This is a genomic window from Streptococcus sp. Marseille-Q3604, from assembly GCF_916619785.1.
In the GTDB taxonomy this organism is placed as follows: domain Bacteria; phylum Bacillota; class Bacilli; order Lactobacillales; family Streptococcaceae; genus Streptococcus.
The window spans coordinates 579,787-595,465 of sequence record NZ_CAKAKM010000001.1; the positions used below are offsets into that span (position 1 = coordinate 579,787).

Consider the following 15,679-nt stretch of genomic DNA (forward strand, 5'->3'; position numbering starts at 1 on the left):
ATCAAAACCACCCGTCTAATTCACTAAACAAAATGACACAATTCAATAATTCATCAAAGCCTCTACATATTCCTGTAGAGGCTCATTTCAACTTCTCTCATTCTTGCTTGTGAATGTTTAGATAGATTATAAGCCACAAAAAAGCCACCATATGGTGACCTTTAATTAATAAAATTTCTTTTATAAACTTCTCCTCATCCCAACCAATCTTTTTCTTTGGCAATGCGGACGGCTTCTGTTCGGTTGCCTGCATCGAGTTTAGTCAGGATGGCTGTCATGTAATTTCGGACGGTTCCATTTGAGAGGAAGAGGCTTTCGGCGATTTCTTGGTTGGTTGACCCTTGGGCAACCATGGCCAAGACTTCTTGTTCACGTTGGCTGAGTGGATTATTGTCAAAGGCAACACCTTCAACCAGCTCTGGCGAGTACTCCTTTTGACCTGCTAGGACGGTATGGATGGTCGCCATGAGGTCACTGATGGAACGCTCTTTCAGTACATAAGCATCCACCTGGGCTGCTAGGGCTCGTTTGAAATAGCCTTTTCGTTTGAAGGTGGTCACTATAACGACCTTCGTTTCACTTTGATTGGCACGGATCCACTCAAGAACATCAAGACCTGTTTTAACTGGCATTTCAATGTCTAAAATAGCCACATCGACTTCTTCTTTTTCTAAGAGAGTAATGGCTTCTTGGCCATCACTGGCCGCAAGGACTTCTTCGACATCGTCCTCCAACATGAGGAGTTGGCAGAGGGCATCCCTCAACATTGACTGGTCTTCGGCGACTAATAATTTCATGCTTTTCCTCCCTCTTTCAAATGCACACGAATAATGGTTGGATGCGATTGAGACAGGATTTCCAAGTCTCCATCTACCAAACTAAGACGCTCCCTGATACTGTGTAGCTCTTGCCCAGTGACTTCCTTGAAGCCACAACCATCATCCTCGAACTCAAGAATGATACCACGATTACGGCTAAGACGAATCTGACAGCTATCAGCCTGGCTATGTTTGATGACATTATTGGCCAGTTCACGAAGCACCATGGACAAGGTCGACTGGCTAACGGGTGACAGGCTGTCTAAGTCAAGGCTACTATCCACGGTCAGGACGATATCAGATAGGTCAAAGAGTCGCTCGAGTTCCAGTAACTCCTCTGCCACCGTTCGGTACTTGAGCTTATTGACAATCTCACGCACCTCGTACATGGAGTCACGGCTAATCTGGTTCAATTCTTCCAGATTTTTTCTAGCAGCGTCATACTGCTCCTTGTCCATCTGTTTCAGAGCCAACTCGGTTTTGAGACTCATCATGGCAAAGGTGTGTCCCAAGGTATCGTGCAAGTCACGACCAATACGATTACGTTCATTTTCAGCTGATAGGATATTGATGGTACGGTTGGCTTCTTCCATCTTTCTCTCCTGACGTATACGGTTTTGAAAATAGTACATTCCCAACGAAAAGAGGAGAATAGCCATAGACATGAGGTGGGTACCCAAATCGTCTGTCAATAGGAAGGATGATAACGTCAAAATCAAGAGTGTCGCTAGAAAGGATAAGAATCGATAAGATGATATGCTATCCTCAAAGCGCCAAACGAGAAGATTGACGTTGAAAAAAATAAACCACATCATCCCCCCCTGGAAGGTCAGGGTCATAAAGATAATGTAAGCTAGAGTGTAAAACCACAGAAATGGAATCCACTTGCTATAAGCTTTTTTCAAATACACTATAAGGAGATAAGCGATGGTAAACAGGCCCGTCAAAACTAGGGTCCAAACTGGAAAATACCCACCAAAAACTCCTAAGATCGGGAAGACTAGGAAAATCAGACTAACAAAATAAGCAAAATCATTTTTCTGGTATGTTCTAAACATGGTCACTTTCTCTGTACGATTTGATAAAAAGGGCTAAGCCTGTAGCTATTGTAGCATAGACCAAGATAAAAATGAGTGATTTCCATGAAAATTCCCCTTTTTTCGCAAAATTGACTACTAACTGATTGATATGATAGATGGGTGTCCACTCAGAAATGTGCTGAACCCATTTTGGAAACATGGTTACTGGCATCCAAGAGCCACCAATAATTGCAAGACCTAGAAAGACGATATTTCCGACGATAGCCATGATTTGTTGAGATTTAATTTGGGCAAGGAGCAAGCCAAAGGATAGGAAGACTAGGCTTGACAAGAGTAAAAGAGCCCCTGAACCGAGCCAATGTGATAATGGCATCTCAACATCACGCACAAAAGCACCCACACAGAAAGTCACTAGGATAGCAACCATAAAGTTCATAAGAACTCGGAAGATTTTAGAGAGGTAATAGGATTGAATACTGATTTTTGAATGTTCGATGTAGGTTAACCAGTGATCGGTTTGATCCTCTCTAAGCATGTAGGGGAAGGTAAAGAAACCAAAGCTAGACATAGAAAATCCAGTCATGGTCAACATATAAGACAAGATAAAGGCTTTTTGTGATTCAGGGTCAGGACTCATTTCCATACCTGAATACAAGAGGAAGAATCCGACAGGCATTCCGATGGACATGATGAAGACTGGCCAACTGCGCCATGTTTTTATCCATTCGATTTTAAGTAGTGCTTTCATGACTTGTCCTCCCTTGTGCTATCAAATAGGCTATCTAAAAGTGTCTTGTTTTGAATTTCAATGTCAGAAATACGACAGCCTTGAGCTTGTAAACTACTCCATACACTTTCAATATCTTTAGTCATAAAGGTGACAACATCACGTTTTTCAGTCACATCATAAATTGCTGCCAGTTTGTCAAGACTTGGCGCAAAGAGACTTGATAAGGTGACTTGCTTTTCCTTTTCCTCGCTACGCATAGCATGTGGTGTAGTATCCCTGATGAGTTTTCCCTGATGAAGAACCAAAATGCGGTCTGCTGTGTGTTCCACTTCTTCGATATAGTGGGACGAATAGAGGATGGTTACACCTGACTTTTTCAGGTCATTGATGATTTCCCAAAAGCGTTGGCGTGTCGTCGTATCCATCCCTGCTGTCGGCTCATCTAAAAAGAGAATGTCAGGCTTGCCAATGAGACAGAGGACAAAGGCAAGAAGACGTTTTTGTCCCCCTGAAAGTTTGTCCGCAAACTGCTGATACTGGTCGTCTTTGAATTGTAAGAGTGCTTGAATCTCTTCCTTAGATAATCCATTTTCAGAAATATCTTGGAAAAAAACAATCAGTTCCTTAACTTTTAATTTTGAGGGAATGGTATTTTCTTGGAGGAGAACTGCAATTTGATCTTGTGCTTTCCCCTTTTTGCCCTTGATAAAGACTTGACCGCTACTGGCTTTCTTATCACCAAGTATGCAGGACATTAAGGTCGTCTTACCGGCACCGTTGGGCCCAATCAAGGCAAGGCAGTCACCTTGTCCCACCTCAAAACTAATATGATCTAAAATCGTTTTACCATTGATCTTTTTGACAAGATTTGTGACTTGAAGGACCGCTTCACTCATGTTTGTGACTTCCTTTCTTTTGGTAGAAGGCTAGAAAAACATAACAGGCTGCAACTGAGACGCCCATAACACTGTAGAGAATATCACTGCTGCCATGAAGTAGGACATAGGCAAAGAGGATGGTCCAAATTACCGCTAGGAGCATGATGCTTAGTATTTTCAATAATTTCATACTGGGCCTCCTAGTTTTTCAATTCTTTAATGACAAGGTCGATAAAACTTTTAGCCATAGTGATTAGAATGTAGGCTGAGATAGACAAGCCAATAATCATACCCAAATTTGAGAAGATAGCTTCAAAGTTCCCTTTTTCAAAGATGTCAGTAAACATGCTAAGTCCAGCAAAGACAGTTCCGATTACAGCGTAGATAAGGTAAGATGTTTTGATTTTCATGAGATAACCTCTTTCGTTTTTTATTATTTCTAAGTTATGACTAAAGTATATCTTTTTGGTCATTCTCTTTTTAGCACCAGATGTCATGACATGATATGACATTTGTCATGTGACATAAAAAAAGCCGACCCAAGGTCAGCTTTTCATTATCTTATTAATTATTTTTTGAATGGTTCTTCCACCATGATGAGAGGATGGAACCTGAGATATTGTGCCAAATACTGAAGATAGTTGATGGGATAGCAGCTTGTGGCACGAAATATTTCATAGCAAGAGTTGCTCCAAGACTTGAGTCTTGCATCCCCACTTCGAAAGTAATGGCTTTTTGTTGTGGCTCTTCCAAACCAAGGATTTTTGAAAATCCAAAACCAAGGGCATAACCACAAAGATTGTGGAGCATAACGACTGGAATGACAAGGGCTGTCGCTGCTGTGAAAATATTGGCATGGTTGGCAGAAACAACTGCTCCAACGATCAAGAGGATAGCAGCTTGTGAAATCAAAGGCATAATCTTGATGATAGCATCGATTTTCTTACCAAAGATTGAGTGAACAAGCACACCCAAAATGATAGGAACAACCACGATACGCAAGGTACTAAGGAAGAGGCTTTGGGCAGGGACGCTCACGTACTGACCAGCCAAGAATGACAAGAGGGTTGGAATCATGAGTGGTGCCAAGAGAGTTGAGAGGGTTTCAATAGAGACATCCAAGGCAACATCCCCACCTGAAAGGAAGGCCATGACACTAGATGAAGTCCCACTTGGACAAGACCCAACAAGGATAACCCCTGCTGCTGTCGCACCCTTAAGATGGAAAATCATACAAAGTAACCAAGCCAAACCAGGCATGATGACATAGTGGGCAACAGTCCCGAGGACAACTGGAATTGGACGCTTAGCAATACGTTTAAAATCTTCAGTGGTCAAAGTAAGCCCCATACCAAAGAGAATCAAGCCAAGTAGATAAGCCGTATTGGGAATAACCCAACTACTAGTTGCGGGAAGGGCATAGTTAAAGGCCGCCCAGAGGATAACAGCTACAGTAAACCATTTGCTGAGCCATTTACTAAAAGATACAAGTGACTCCATAATGAAACCTTCTTTCTATTTTCACAGAATAGTATAGCACTTTCATTTTGAATTTCAAGGTAAATTTCGAATTTTCTGAAATTAATTTCAAAAAATAAACCCTCACACTTAAGATGCGAGGATTTTGTGATTTCTATAAACGTTAAGCCTTGTCTTGCGACTTCTCTTCAAACTGTTGAGCCCGTTCTTCGCCCCACCATAGTGGCAATAATTTGCCCAAAGTAATGGTTTGACGTGTTTCGTAGTCAACCATAAACTCCAAGTTACGATTGTCAGGATGGAGTTCCATTAGAAATTCTCGACAGGCCCCACAAGGCATGCCAGACGGTCCACCATGAGGTGGCTGGTCACGAAAGGCGATAATTCGCTTAACCTTAGTTTGACCGGTTTCTTGATACATATTGAAAAGGGCAGCTCTTTCGGCACATAGATGGAAAACACCACACGTTCCTTCCATACAAAAGCCCGTGAAAATTTGCCCATCTCCAGCCTCAACGGCAGCCACAACGTGTCTAGCATAGACAAAGTCTGAGACTTCCTGTGGCTGATACAAGGCTTGAGCCTTTTCATACATTTTCTGCCAGATATCCATTATTTCTCCTTTAACCTCGATCACTTTCCCTTTGAGACTTGATAAAGAGTGCAAGCCCTGTTGCTACTGTAGTATAAGCTACAATAAACAGGAGTGATTTCCATGAAAATGTCCCGTCCTTTGCAAAATTAACGACCAACTCATTGACATGATAGACAGGTGTCCACTCAGAGATGCTCTGAACCCACTTAGGGAACATGGAAATAGGCATCCATGACCCACCCACGATAGCTAGGCCAAGGTAGGTGATATTTGCAACCACAGACATAATCTGTTGGGATTTAATCTGAGCGATAAGCAAACCAAAAGCTAGAAAAACCAGACTTGACAAGAGTAAGAGAGCACCTGAACCTAGCCAACCTGACAAAGGCAACTCAACATCTCGAACAAAAGCTCCCACACAAAAGGTCACAATGATAGCAACCATAAAATTCAGCAAAACACGAAAGATTTTAGAAAGATAATATGCTGAGATACTGATTTTAGAATGCTCGATATAGGTCAACCAGTGCTCCGTTTGATCCTCTTGCAACATATAAGGGAAGGTGAATAAACCAAAGCTTGACATAGAAAAGCCAGTCATGGTCAACATATAAGACAGCAAAAAATCTTTTTGAGCCTCGGGATTAGGTGTTGAGACAATACTTGAGAATAGGAGGAAAAAGCCAACAGGCATGCCAATTCCCATGATAAAGACTGGCCAACTTCGCCACGTTTTAATCCACTCAATTTTTAGTAATGCTTTCATGCCTTGTCCTCCCTTGTTGAATCAAATAGGCTATCCAAGAGTGTTTTATTTTGAATTTCAATATCAGAAATTCCACAGCCCGATTTTTCGAGTCTTTGCCATACCTTTTCGATATCTTTGGTCATGAAGCTGATGACATCCCTCTTTTCAGTAATTTCATAGATGTCTGATAGTCCGTGAACAATGCTAACAAAGCTACTTGGAAGAGTGACCTGCTTCTCCTTCTCTTCGTGTCGCATAGCGTATGGCGTGGTATCTCTGATGAGTTTCCCTCGATGGAGGACTAAGATACGGTCAGCCGTGTGTTCCACTTCTTCGATATAGTGAGAGGAATAGAGGATAGTTGTCCCAGCTTTTTTCAAGTTATTGACAATCTCCCAGAAACGCTGACGAGTGGAGGTATCCATACCCGCTGTCGGCTCATCCAAAAAGAGGATTTTAGGTTTATCAATCAAACAAAGGACAAAAGCTAGAAGACGTCTTTGTCCACCAGAGAGTTTGTCCGCAAACTGCTGGTACTGGTCTTCCTTGAATTGTAAGAGGTCTTGCACCTCTTGATTGGTCAAAGGATTATCAGAGATAGATTGGAAGAAGGCAATTAGCTCTTCCACTTTCAAACTATTTGGAATGGTATTTTCCTGAAGGAGAACTGCGATTTTATTTTTGGCCTTACCTGCCTTACCATCAATGAGGACCTGACCACTGCTCGGTTTTTTATCGCCAAGAATACAGGACATCAAGACAGTCTTACCTGCCCCATTAGGTCCAATCAAGGCCACACAATCGCCCTTGTTTATCTCAAAACTAATCTCCTCTAAAATGGTCTTTCCCTTGATACGTTTTCCAAGAGAAGAAACCTGAATAACTGTCTCACCCATCAGTGCTTTCCTTTCTTTTATATAGAAGCCATGTTTGACAATATCGCTGACATCATTGGACTTCCCTTAATACTCCACTTCCAACTCGGTACAGAAGAGACTTCCGCTTAGATGAAGTCTTGTTTCAACTTGCTCGAAATCAGATTCAAAACGATCCACCTTCACAGATGACAGAGGATGTGAAATTCCAGTGGCATCCATGACACAGTCGTGAGGAAGTCGGATATGAACTTCACCAAACTTTGCATCAAGATGAACAGCTACCTGATTTGACGCAAACTTGGCCTGACTCAAATCCAACCAAAGCTCACCAAAAGCTAGATTCATATCAATCGTTTCGACTTCTTGAGAATAGATACGATACCTATCCTCAGCCATATATGTCTTAACAGAAATATGTGGTCCTTCTTGGTCGTTCTTATTGACCTTATAGTCTTTAGTGAGCCCCTTCTTTTGCCTATTGCCATAGAGAAACTCTAAGGCCAAACCTATCAGAAAGATACCGCTAAAGAGATTCCACTGTGCAAAATCGAGGTCTAACAAGTCATGAACATAGGGTGATAAGAAGGCCAAACCAAGAAAAATAAGGAGAGGTCGTCTATTCAAGATACCAAAACAAAAGAAGGCCACGAAGAAGACCAGATTATAGTTGACCATGATCCAAAAATCTGGAATAAAGGCACTAGCGATAAAACAAGCTGCTAGTAAAAGCAACAAGAAGGACCGAAGATTAAATCGTTCCATAAGAAAACTCCTTTCTAGTAAATGATTGCAATTTTCTAATTATTTCCACTACCAGTATAGCACTATTTGTAAACGCATTCAATGTTATACGAGGAGGATTTGCAAGAAAAAAAAGAGCTTTCGCTCTTTCATCATTTTCAATGTTTGACAGTTACTTGTCCAAAGGATACAGATCCTGTTAGAGAAACTGTAGTGCTTGATAACTCTCGCTCTCCTAGACTATCGTAGCCTTTCACTCCTGCTAGGCTGGTATGAAGTCCGTGGGTATCCACTTGCCAATCCTTGGGCACTCGAATGATAACCTGAGAAAAATTTGCCTGAACCACAATCTGAGGTCGGTCTGTCATAAACTGAGCCTGACGCAAATCCAAGGTCAAACGCCCAAAATCAGCATTGGCATAGACAGTTTCGAGGTTTTGAGAAGTCACCACTTGCACAGACTCTGAAAAAAGAGTCTTAGCAAAAATTTCTCGCTCATGTTCTTTAGACACCTTGTAAGAGAACTTTTTCTTATAACTTGGCTTGCTCAAACGGTCCACTGCAATCCCCAAGATAAGAATTCCTACAAAGAGTGTCCATTCTGAATAGTCCAATCTAAAGAGGTCATGGATATAGGTCGATAGAAAAGCCATCCCCAAGAAAAAGAGAAATTTCCCCTTAGATTGCCAGCTCAAAAGCACAAAAAGCAAGGCTAAAATCAACTTATAATTAAAAGCCAAATACAAATCTGGAATAAAAGCTGTTGCGATAAAATAGGCAGCAATGATAAGTAGGGTGAAAACACCTGCATTAAATCGTTTCATAACAGTTCCTTTCTAAATCCTATCCTTGAGTTTTTCCACAAAAAGGTAGGCTGCTGGACAGAAAAGCGTATTTTTGATAGTCAGATGATTGATCTGATAGATTTTCTTACGATCCGTGTGAGGAAAGGCTGCACAAGCCTTAGGACGGACATCATAAATATCACAGAGATTATCAGGCCCTAAGAAGGGACAAGGCATAGACTTGAAGACCTTGTCGCCATCCTCATCTACCTGCAGGTACATCTCCTCGAAGGCAGGTAATTTCATTCGAAAATGCTTGGCAATGCGAGTAATGTCCTGCTCTGTGAAGTCGGGACCAAGCGTCTTACAACAATTAGCGCACTGGGTACAATCAATTTCTTGAAAGACTTCATTGTGTACCTGCTGAACAATCTTATCTAAATTTTTAGGAGCCTTCTTCTTGAGTTGTGCTAGAAACTTTCGGTGCTCCCCCTGCTTTTGACGTGCCAATTCCTCATAACGTTTGACATCAATAGTCTGTGACATGTGTTTTCTCCGATAATTTATAATTCTGTCATCTATTATAGCATAAAAGAAATAGAGCCTAGCTTGAACTAGACTCTATGTCAGTTACATTGATACGATTCTACGATAAGAACGCGACGTTAGGACGAAAACCAAGATATAGGCTAGGAAGAATACGCCACAAACAATGATAGTAACCACTAACATAAGACTTGGATTAAGAACTCCAATGATACGCACAATCAAACTGATCATATGATAGGCAAAGGCCAAGTGAATAAAGGCAAAAATCAAGGGGAGGAAGAAGACAGTAAGGACTTGCTTTCCAATGGTTTGCTTGACTTGGAGGTCGTCCAAGCCAATCTTTTGAAGAATAACAAAGCGCTCACGATCCTCATAACCCTCGGAAATCTGTTTATAGTAAATCACGAGAACTGTGCCAAGCATGAAGATGATGGATAGGAAGATGCCGATAAAGAAGGTTCCACCAACAAAGCCATTTACCATGCCTTCTGCATCATATCGGCTATTTGCAGTGAAGTAAGACTTAGGGAGGCCAGTAGTTTGTCCAGCTAACTGTTGTGTTTCTTTATCCGTGATTTTGTCTAACAAATCTGAATTTTTCTTGGCATCATGTGAAGGGTCTTTGACATTAACACCAACATAGGTAGCTTGGGTGGTTGCTGTTCCTTTGATACTTTCTTGAAAATCATCCATATCAGGAACAACAAGGTAGCTATAATCAGAAACTATGATTGTGAAGAGGTTGGGTACTTTACCTTTAAGAAAGTCATTAAGGCTATCATGGATCTGGTAGGTTTGACTGTTGACAGACAAACTCTTTTGATCTTTTAATGTTTTATTTTTAGTAAATAAGCCAACTTGATTCGAAGTCAGATTGAGGTCTTTACCTGTTAATTGTTTATAAGTAGATTGTGAGAAGACAAGAAAAATTGACTTTGGTAGAACTTTTCTTTCATTCTCAGAAAAGATGGTTAGCTTGTTTTTTTCTTGTTCTTTGATACCAAAGTAGAGGTAACTTGCTTCCACTTTTCTATTTACCTGATTTCCCGTCTGTACTAAGAAATCATCTATAGCTCTCCGTGTACTTGTTAAATCTACATTCGTCCCTGTAACTGAGTAATCATGCGGAGCAGAACTCGCCAGATAGTCTTTTTTTCCAGCATAAATACTTGCAGCACCTACAAGTGTCACCAAAACCATACTTGAGAGAATGGCAATGGTCGCCAGCCCAACCGCATTTTTTTTCATCCGAAAGACAAGGTTGGAAATGGAAATCATATTATTGGGCTTGTAATAGTAGCTCTTCTTCTTTTTCAAGAGTTGCAGAACAACTGTTGTCCCGGCATTAAAGAGAAGGTAAGTCCCTAGAATGACCAGTAGAACAGCTAGGAAAAAACTCATAATAGCCGTTACTGGATTCTGAACAGAGAGAGCAAGATAGTAACCATACCCCATAGCACCAAGTCCCAAAAGGGTTTGAATAACTAGAAAACGTCCCTTTTTTTCACCCTTAAGGCCATCTTTAGTTAATTGTAAAGGATTAAGACGTAGCAATCGGAAACCATTTACCAAAACCAACAAACTAAAAATACAAACAAAGATGACAAGAACAATAGGAATTGTCATTACTTGAAAGGTCGAAACCAAACCAGTACTTTCACCGATAAGCCTTTGAAGAAAAGCATAAATGAGTTTATCGAAAAGTGCCCCCACACCTATACCTAGAAGCAAAGTCACAAAACTCATAATCACTGTTTCTTTTAGAATCATACTAAAGAGATGACGCTTCTCTAAGCCTAGCACACTATAGAGACCAAGCTCCCTTGAACGATTTTTCATAACAAAGCTATTGGCATAAAGAACAATAATTCCAGAGGATAGGGCGACAATTCCAAGTCCCATCCCCAAAACCATCTTGATAGCATCTGCCCCAGTCAAGTCATCCAGATGAGGATTAAGCGTTAAAGATGTAAAGATATAGGTAATGGCAATAGCCAGAATAGTTGCCAAAGCAAAAGGATAATAAAGCTTACGATTTTTTATGAGATTGGACAAAGCCAGTCTATTGGTTAGACGAAACATATTAGTTCACCTCACTTGCCATTGCAGTTAGTGTATCGGAAATTTCCTGGAACATTTGATGTTCAGACTTATCTCCTTTGAAGATTTGATTATAAAGAATTCCATCCTTGATAAACAAAACACGCTTCGCACGACTGGCGGCAGCCGTCGAGTGAGTTACCATGAGAATGGTCTGACCGCTGGTATTGATGGCATCAAAGACATCTAAGAGTGCCGCTGAAGATTTGGAATCCAGAGCACCTGTTGGCTCATCTGCTAAGAGGATTTCTGGTTGAGTGATGATTGCACGCGCAACTGCAACCCTTTGCTTTTGGCCACCTGAAATTTCATAAGGATACTTCTCCAGTAAGGAATGAATTCCCAGTTGACGACTGATTGCATCTACTTGTGTCATCATTTGCTTAAGTGGACGACGAGAAAGAACCAAAGGTAGCAGGATATTATCTTTAATTGATAGGGTATCTAAAAGATTGAAATCTTGGAAAACAAACCCTAATCTTTCACGACGGAAGCTAGAAGCATCCTTGTTTTTGATGGTTGCTGTGTCCATACCATTCAGATAGACACGCCCTGCTGTTGGTTTATCAAGCATGGCAAGGATATTAAGCAAGGTTGATTTTCCTGACCCGGACTCACCCATGATTGCAACATAGTCACCTTTATCAACCGTAAAATGGATATCTTTAAGGGCTTCAACCTGATTTCCTTTGAAACGTGTTTTATAGATTTTTTTAACATGTTGAACATCTAGTAATGTCATAATAAGCTCCTTTATTTAATAGATTTAGAAGAGATTCTAGGAACCTCTTACTTAACTTCTGATACCATTTTATAGAAAAAGCAAGGTCTCAACCATAACCCTTGCTTTCATTTCTAGCCTTATTTCTTACACTTTTGTAAGTTATTAATCAATAGCCAACTTCTGCTTTTGAAAATGAATGGAAACTGTGGTTCCTTGACCTACTTGGGAGCTAATACTAATATCATGTCCAAGCTGATCAGCTATTTTCTTTGAAAGATAGAGACCCAGTCCAGACGACTGCTGAGTTAAGCGGCCATTGTAACCTGAAAAACCACGCTCAAAGACACGTAAAATATCACTATCCTTGATACCAATCCCTGTATCTTTAAGATAAAGCCTATTATCTTTGAAGTAAATGTCAATGCCACCACTTTTTGTGTACTTCAAACTATTTGACAAGACCTGCTCTATGATAACCAAGAGCCATTTTTCATCTGTAACGACCTCAACATCCAAGTCATGTAGATTAATAGTTAATCCTTTTTGAATAAAGAAAATGCTATGCTTTTTAACAACTTCTTTAACTAAGGGGGCTAATGCAACCTGCCTCAACTGCAAATCATCATGAAAGTTTTCCAAACGTAAATACTGCAAGACCAGATTGGTGTAGGCATCAATCTTGAAGACCTCTTGCTCCAAGAGAGCCCTCGTTTTACTATCTGTAACATCCCCTAACAATAATTGACTGGCTGCTATTGGCGTCTTGATTTGATGCACCCAAAGGGTATAGTAGTCCATCAAATCTGTATAGCGCTTGCGCTCCTCCTCAGTCTGAACCATTTGACTCTCCTTAGCATTTTCCAAGGCCTGAGCTAGATAAAACTCTAAAGGACTTGATGGGGTCATTTTCTCATAGAGATAGGCTAAGTTATAAGACTGATAAGAGCTAACCAAGTCCCAAATAACTATGATGACAGCCACAAATGTCAGTATGGTCAAGGCATAATGAAGAATGTCTGCTGCCTCTTCAAATAAAAAGGCAAACAAAACCAAGATGATTCCATTAAAAATAAACAAAAGATAGAAAGGTAGACGAGACCTAATCTGATATTTGATAAATTGACGCTTATCCATCATGACGCAACCCGTAACCGACACCTTTCTTGGTTTCAATAAAGTTCTTCAAACCAACTGCCTCTAGCTTCTTACGTAAACGTGCCACATTGACAGACAGGGTATTATCATCAATAAAGAAGTCACTGTTCCAAAGCTCCTTCATGAGGTCTTCCCGACTAACGATATTTCCAGCATGGTCGAAGAGAACTTGTAAAATCTGAAACTCGTTCTTGGTCAAAGAAACAACTTCTCCCTGATAAACCAGATCCATGGCCTTAAGGTTCAGAATCACACCCATATATTCCAAAAGACTCTGATCCTTTCCAAACTCATAAGATCGGCGCAAAAGCCCTTGAATTTTTGCCAAGAGAACATTTTGGTCAAAGGGTTTAGTCACAAAATCGTCCCCACCCATATTGATTGCCATAACGATATCCATGGCCTGATCTCTGGAAGACAAGAACATAATAGGCACCTTGGAGACCTTACGAATTTCCTGACACCAATGATAACCATTAAATAGAGGTAAACCAATGTCCATAAGAACCAAGTGGGGCTCTACTTTTACAAAAATAGATAATACTTCCATGAAATCTTCAACAAGAACAACTTCGTAACCCCACTGTTCTAGCATTTTTTTGACTTGTTGACGGATAACCTCGTCGTCCTCCACTAATAAAATCTTATGCATAACTCAACCTCTTTCATTTCCCACTATTATAACAATAAATACCCCAAGAAACGACCTTTCTCAGCAAATCTTACAATAATGTTAGATTGAATTTTCCAACTTTTTACAAATAGAATATATAAAGAGGTAAAAAATGCTAACTTAATGACGAATTCAAAGAGTCTATGGACAATGGTTTTATTAAAGCTGATACTGCCCAGATAGTCTGAAAGAACGGTAAAATCCATGACTACATTTTAGATGGTGAACAAGTTGAGCCACACGAAACATTGAGCCTAGAAAAAGTATCGGATATAATAAAGGAACTAGACGGGAACAACTAAAAAAGCACATAGTCTATCTAAGTGCCTTTGCAAGAAGTTTTTTAATTATTCAAATGTAGCAATTAACTCGGTGAGTCGGGCAATATTAGCTTCATCAGCGTATTTAGAATCTTGATAATATAAGATATCGTGTTCTTCTTTAGGGTAGTTTTTTCTTAAGAAACTGGCTACTTCATCGTTAAATTTCACCGATGCTTTGTAGAATTCAAGTTTTTGCTTATGTCTAGAAAGTAAAAAATTATTAAGATCCCAGTTAGCAAATTCTTTATCTAAATTCGCATAATACTCTTTCAGAGAATGTATTTCCCAGAGTTTAGAATACTTCTGTTGTACTTCCTTACCAAGCGGTGTTGGTTTTACTAAATTAGTTTCCTCATTATATTCCAGTAAACCATCAGCAAAGAATCTTTTAGTCACTTCGTTAGGGTTTAAATGATATCTATCATAGTAATATCTAGGAATTCGAACATCTAAAATTCTACCCTTTTGAGTTTTACCCCACCATACAAGTAATAGAAGCTCTCTTAATTTATAACCTTCTGGAGTATGGTAAGAATCATCAAAAGCATCGTAATAATCTCCTTCAATAAAATCAGACCATTGAGGTCTACGTAACATGATATTTTGATAACGACTGTCAAATATAGGAGAATCATCATCGACAGAAACTGTATAACTTGATTCTACTTCTCTATTCTTTTTAGATGGTAATAGTGAAGTAGGATAGAACTGTTTGTTTTTGTTTCTCTTTTTTATTAAGTAGAAAATGATATACCCAACAAAGCCCACTACGAAGTATGTCCAAGTATAATATACCAAGGTTATGAATAAGGTTACGAATATTGCTCCTACTAGTATTTTCTTCATACAGATTTCCTATTAATATATTTTTATAAATTATGATATTCCTCTATAACTGTCGCTTTATAAACGAATGCATTTGAGTTTTTATTGCAAATTATTAAGTTAAACTACCTTTACGGAGGTATTCAGCAGACTATCTTCTTATATTCTATTTATTGAAGTCAACAAAAGATTAAATTTTTTACTATTTTAAAACTTTTCATAGAATTATTCAATAGAAATAAAACACTTATATAAATAAACCTATGAAAAAGGGGTACATAATAACAATAAATACCCCAAGAAACGACCATTCTCAACAAATCTTACAATAATGTTAGATTAAATTTTCCAACTTTTAAAATAGTGCGTTTTCATAGGGAAAATCCTTTGAGTCTTCAAAGAAAATATAGTATTATAATAGAGTTGATGTTGGTTTATCATCAACCAACAACAGCTTCATCGAATAATGAAAACATTACTTATTTATGTCACGAATCGGCGTGACGTTTCTACAAGGTGCCGTAACACCTAACAATAAGTAAGTCATAAAGTTATCAAAAGATTTTACCGTCTTTTTATGATTTTAAAGGCTTGCTTTGCAGGCCTTTTTCTATTATTCGATGGTTTGATCTTTGTCA

Annotated in this window: 18 protein-coding genes and 1 riboswitch; all 18 genes read right to left on the reverse strand. The window is 39.5% G+C overall.

Features of this window, described 5'->3' with window-relative positions; all coding sequences use genetic code 11:
* Nucleotides 1-194: 194 nt before the first annotated feature.
* A complete protein-coding gene (locus tag LG375_RS02610) occupies nt 195-797 on the reverse strand; it encodes a response regulator transcription factor (protein WP_156685354.1) in 603 nt (200 codons plus the stop codon).
* A complete protein-coding gene (locus tag LG375_RS02615; RefSeq protein WP_225745220.1) occupies nt 794-1,876 on the reverse strand; it encodes a sensor histidine kinase in 1,083 nt (360 codons plus the stop codon). Before LG375_RS02615 ends, LG375_RS02610 begins: the two co-directional genes overlap by 4 nt.
* Nucleotides 1,869-2,606, reverse strand: a complete 738-nt coding sequence (locus tag LG375_RS02620; protein WP_225745221.1) for an ABC transporter permease — start codon at nt 2,604-2,606, stop codon at nt 1,869-1,871. The genes LG375_RS02615 and LG375_RS02620 overlap by 8 nt, the downstream gene beginning before the upstream one ends.
* Nucleotides 2,603-3,484, reverse strand: a complete 882-nt coding sequence (locus LG375_RS02625; protein WP_225745222.1) for an ABC transporter ATP-binding protein — start codon at nt 3,482-3,484, stop codon at nt 2,603-2,605. The genes LG375_RS02620 and LG375_RS02625 overlap by 4 nt, the downstream gene beginning before the upstream one ends.
* Nucleotides 3,477-3,656 carry a hypothetical protein gene (locus LG375_RS02630; protein WP_225745223.1) on the reverse strand — a complete coding sequence of 60 codons (180 nt, stop codon included), beginning with the start codon at nt 3,654-3,656 and terminating at the stop codon, nt 3,477-3,479. The genes LG375_RS02625 and LG375_RS02630 overlap by 8 nt, the downstream gene beginning before the upstream one ends.
* 10 nt (nt 3,657-3,666) lie before the next feature.
* Complete coding sequence (locus tag LG375_RS02635) at nt 3,667-3,876, reverse strand: hypothetical protein (RefSeq protein WP_014632978.1); 210 nt, start codon at nt 3,874-3,876, stop codon at nt 3,667-3,669.
* A gap of 154 nt (nt 3,877-4,030) precedes the next feature.
* Complete coding sequence (locus LG375_RS02640; protein ID WP_013990402.1) at nt 4,031-4,966, reverse strand: bile acid:sodium symporter family protein; 936 nt, start codon at nt 4,964-4,966, stop codon at nt 4,031-4,033.
* Nucleotides 4,967-5,108: 142 nt separating this feature from the next.
* Nucleotides 5,109-5,558: a cytidine deaminase family protein gene (locus tag LG375_RS02645; protein ID WP_195401929.1), complete on the reverse strand. Its 450-nt coding sequence runs from the start codon at nt 5,556-5,558 to the stop codon at nt 5,109-5,111.
* A gap of 10 nt (nt 5,559-5,568) precedes the next feature.
* Nucleotides 5,569-6,306, reverse strand: coding sequence for an ABC transporter permease (locus LG375_RS02650; RefSeq protein WP_225745224.1), 738 nt, complete (start codon nt 6,304-6,306; stop codon nt 5,569-5,571).
* Nucleotides 6,303-7,184 carry an ABC transporter ATP-binding protein gene (locus tag LG375_RS02655; RefSeq protein WP_225745225.1) on the reverse strand — a complete coding sequence of 294 codons (882 nt, stop codon included), beginning with the start codon at nt 7,182-7,184 and terminating at the stop codon, nt 6,303-6,305. Before LG375_RS02655 ends, LG375_RS02650 begins: the two co-directional genes overlap by 4 nt.
* Before the next feature lie 66 nt (nt 7,185-7,250).
* Nucleotides 7,251-7,928 (reverse strand): hypothetical protein, encoded by a 678-nt coding sequence (locus tag LG375_RS02660; RefSeq protein WP_225745226.1) that lies wholly within the window; start codon nt 7,926-7,928, stop codon nt 7,251-7,253.
* Nucleotides 7,929-8,065: 137 nt separating this feature from the next.
* Nucleotides 8,066-8,731, reverse strand: a complete 666-nt coding sequence (locus LG375_RS02665) for a hypothetical protein (protein ID WP_225745227.1) — start codon at nt 8,729-8,731, stop codon at nt 8,066-8,068.
* Between the two features lie 12 nt (nt 8,732-8,743).
* The gene (locus LG375_RS02670) at nt 8,744-9,238 is read right to left on the reverse strand and encodes a YkgJ family cysteine cluster protein (RefSeq protein ID WP_002885314.1); all 495 of its coding nucleotides are present in this window, start codon (nt 9,236-9,238) and stop codon (nt 8,744-8,746) included.
* Nucleotides 9,239-9,322: 84 nt separating this feature from the next.
* Nucleotides 9,323-11,323, reverse strand: a complete 2,001-nt coding sequence (locus LG375_RS02675) for an ABC transporter permease (protein WP_225745228.1) — start codon at nt 11,321-11,323, stop codon at nt 9,323-9,325.
* Nucleotide 11,324: 1 nt separating this feature from the next.
* Nucleotides 11,325-12,083 (reverse strand): ABC transporter ATP-binding protein, encoded by a 759-nt coding sequence (locus LG375_RS02680; protein ID WP_061652341.1) that lies wholly within the window; start codon nt 12,081-12,083, stop codon nt 11,325-11,327.
* Nucleotides 12,084-12,227: 144 nt separating this feature from the next.
* A complete protein-coding gene (locus tag LG375_RS02685) occupies nt 12,228-13,202 on the reverse strand; it encodes a sensor histidine kinase (RefSeq protein ID WP_410534219.1) in 975 nt (324 codons plus the stop codon).
* The gene (locus LG375_RS02690; protein ID WP_225745229.1) at nt 13,192-13,872 is read right to left on the reverse strand and encodes a response regulator transcription factor; all 681 of its coding nucleotides are present in this window, start codon (nt 13,870-13,872) and stop codon (nt 13,192-13,194) included. The genes LG375_RS02685 and LG375_RS02690 overlap by 11 nt, the downstream gene beginning before the upstream one ends.
* Nucleotides 13,873-14,240: 368 nt before the next feature.
* Nucleotides 14,241-15,062: a hypothetical protein gene (locus LG375_RS02695; RefSeq protein WP_225745230.1), complete on the reverse strand. Its 822-nt coding sequence runs from the start codon at nt 15,060-15,062 to the stop codon at nt 14,241-14,243.
* Between the two features lie 438 nt (nt 15,063-15,500).
* A riboswitch (purine riboswitch) is annotated at nt 15,501-15,596 on the forward strand.
* The last annotated feature ends 83 nt before the right edge of the window (nt 15,597-15,679 follow it).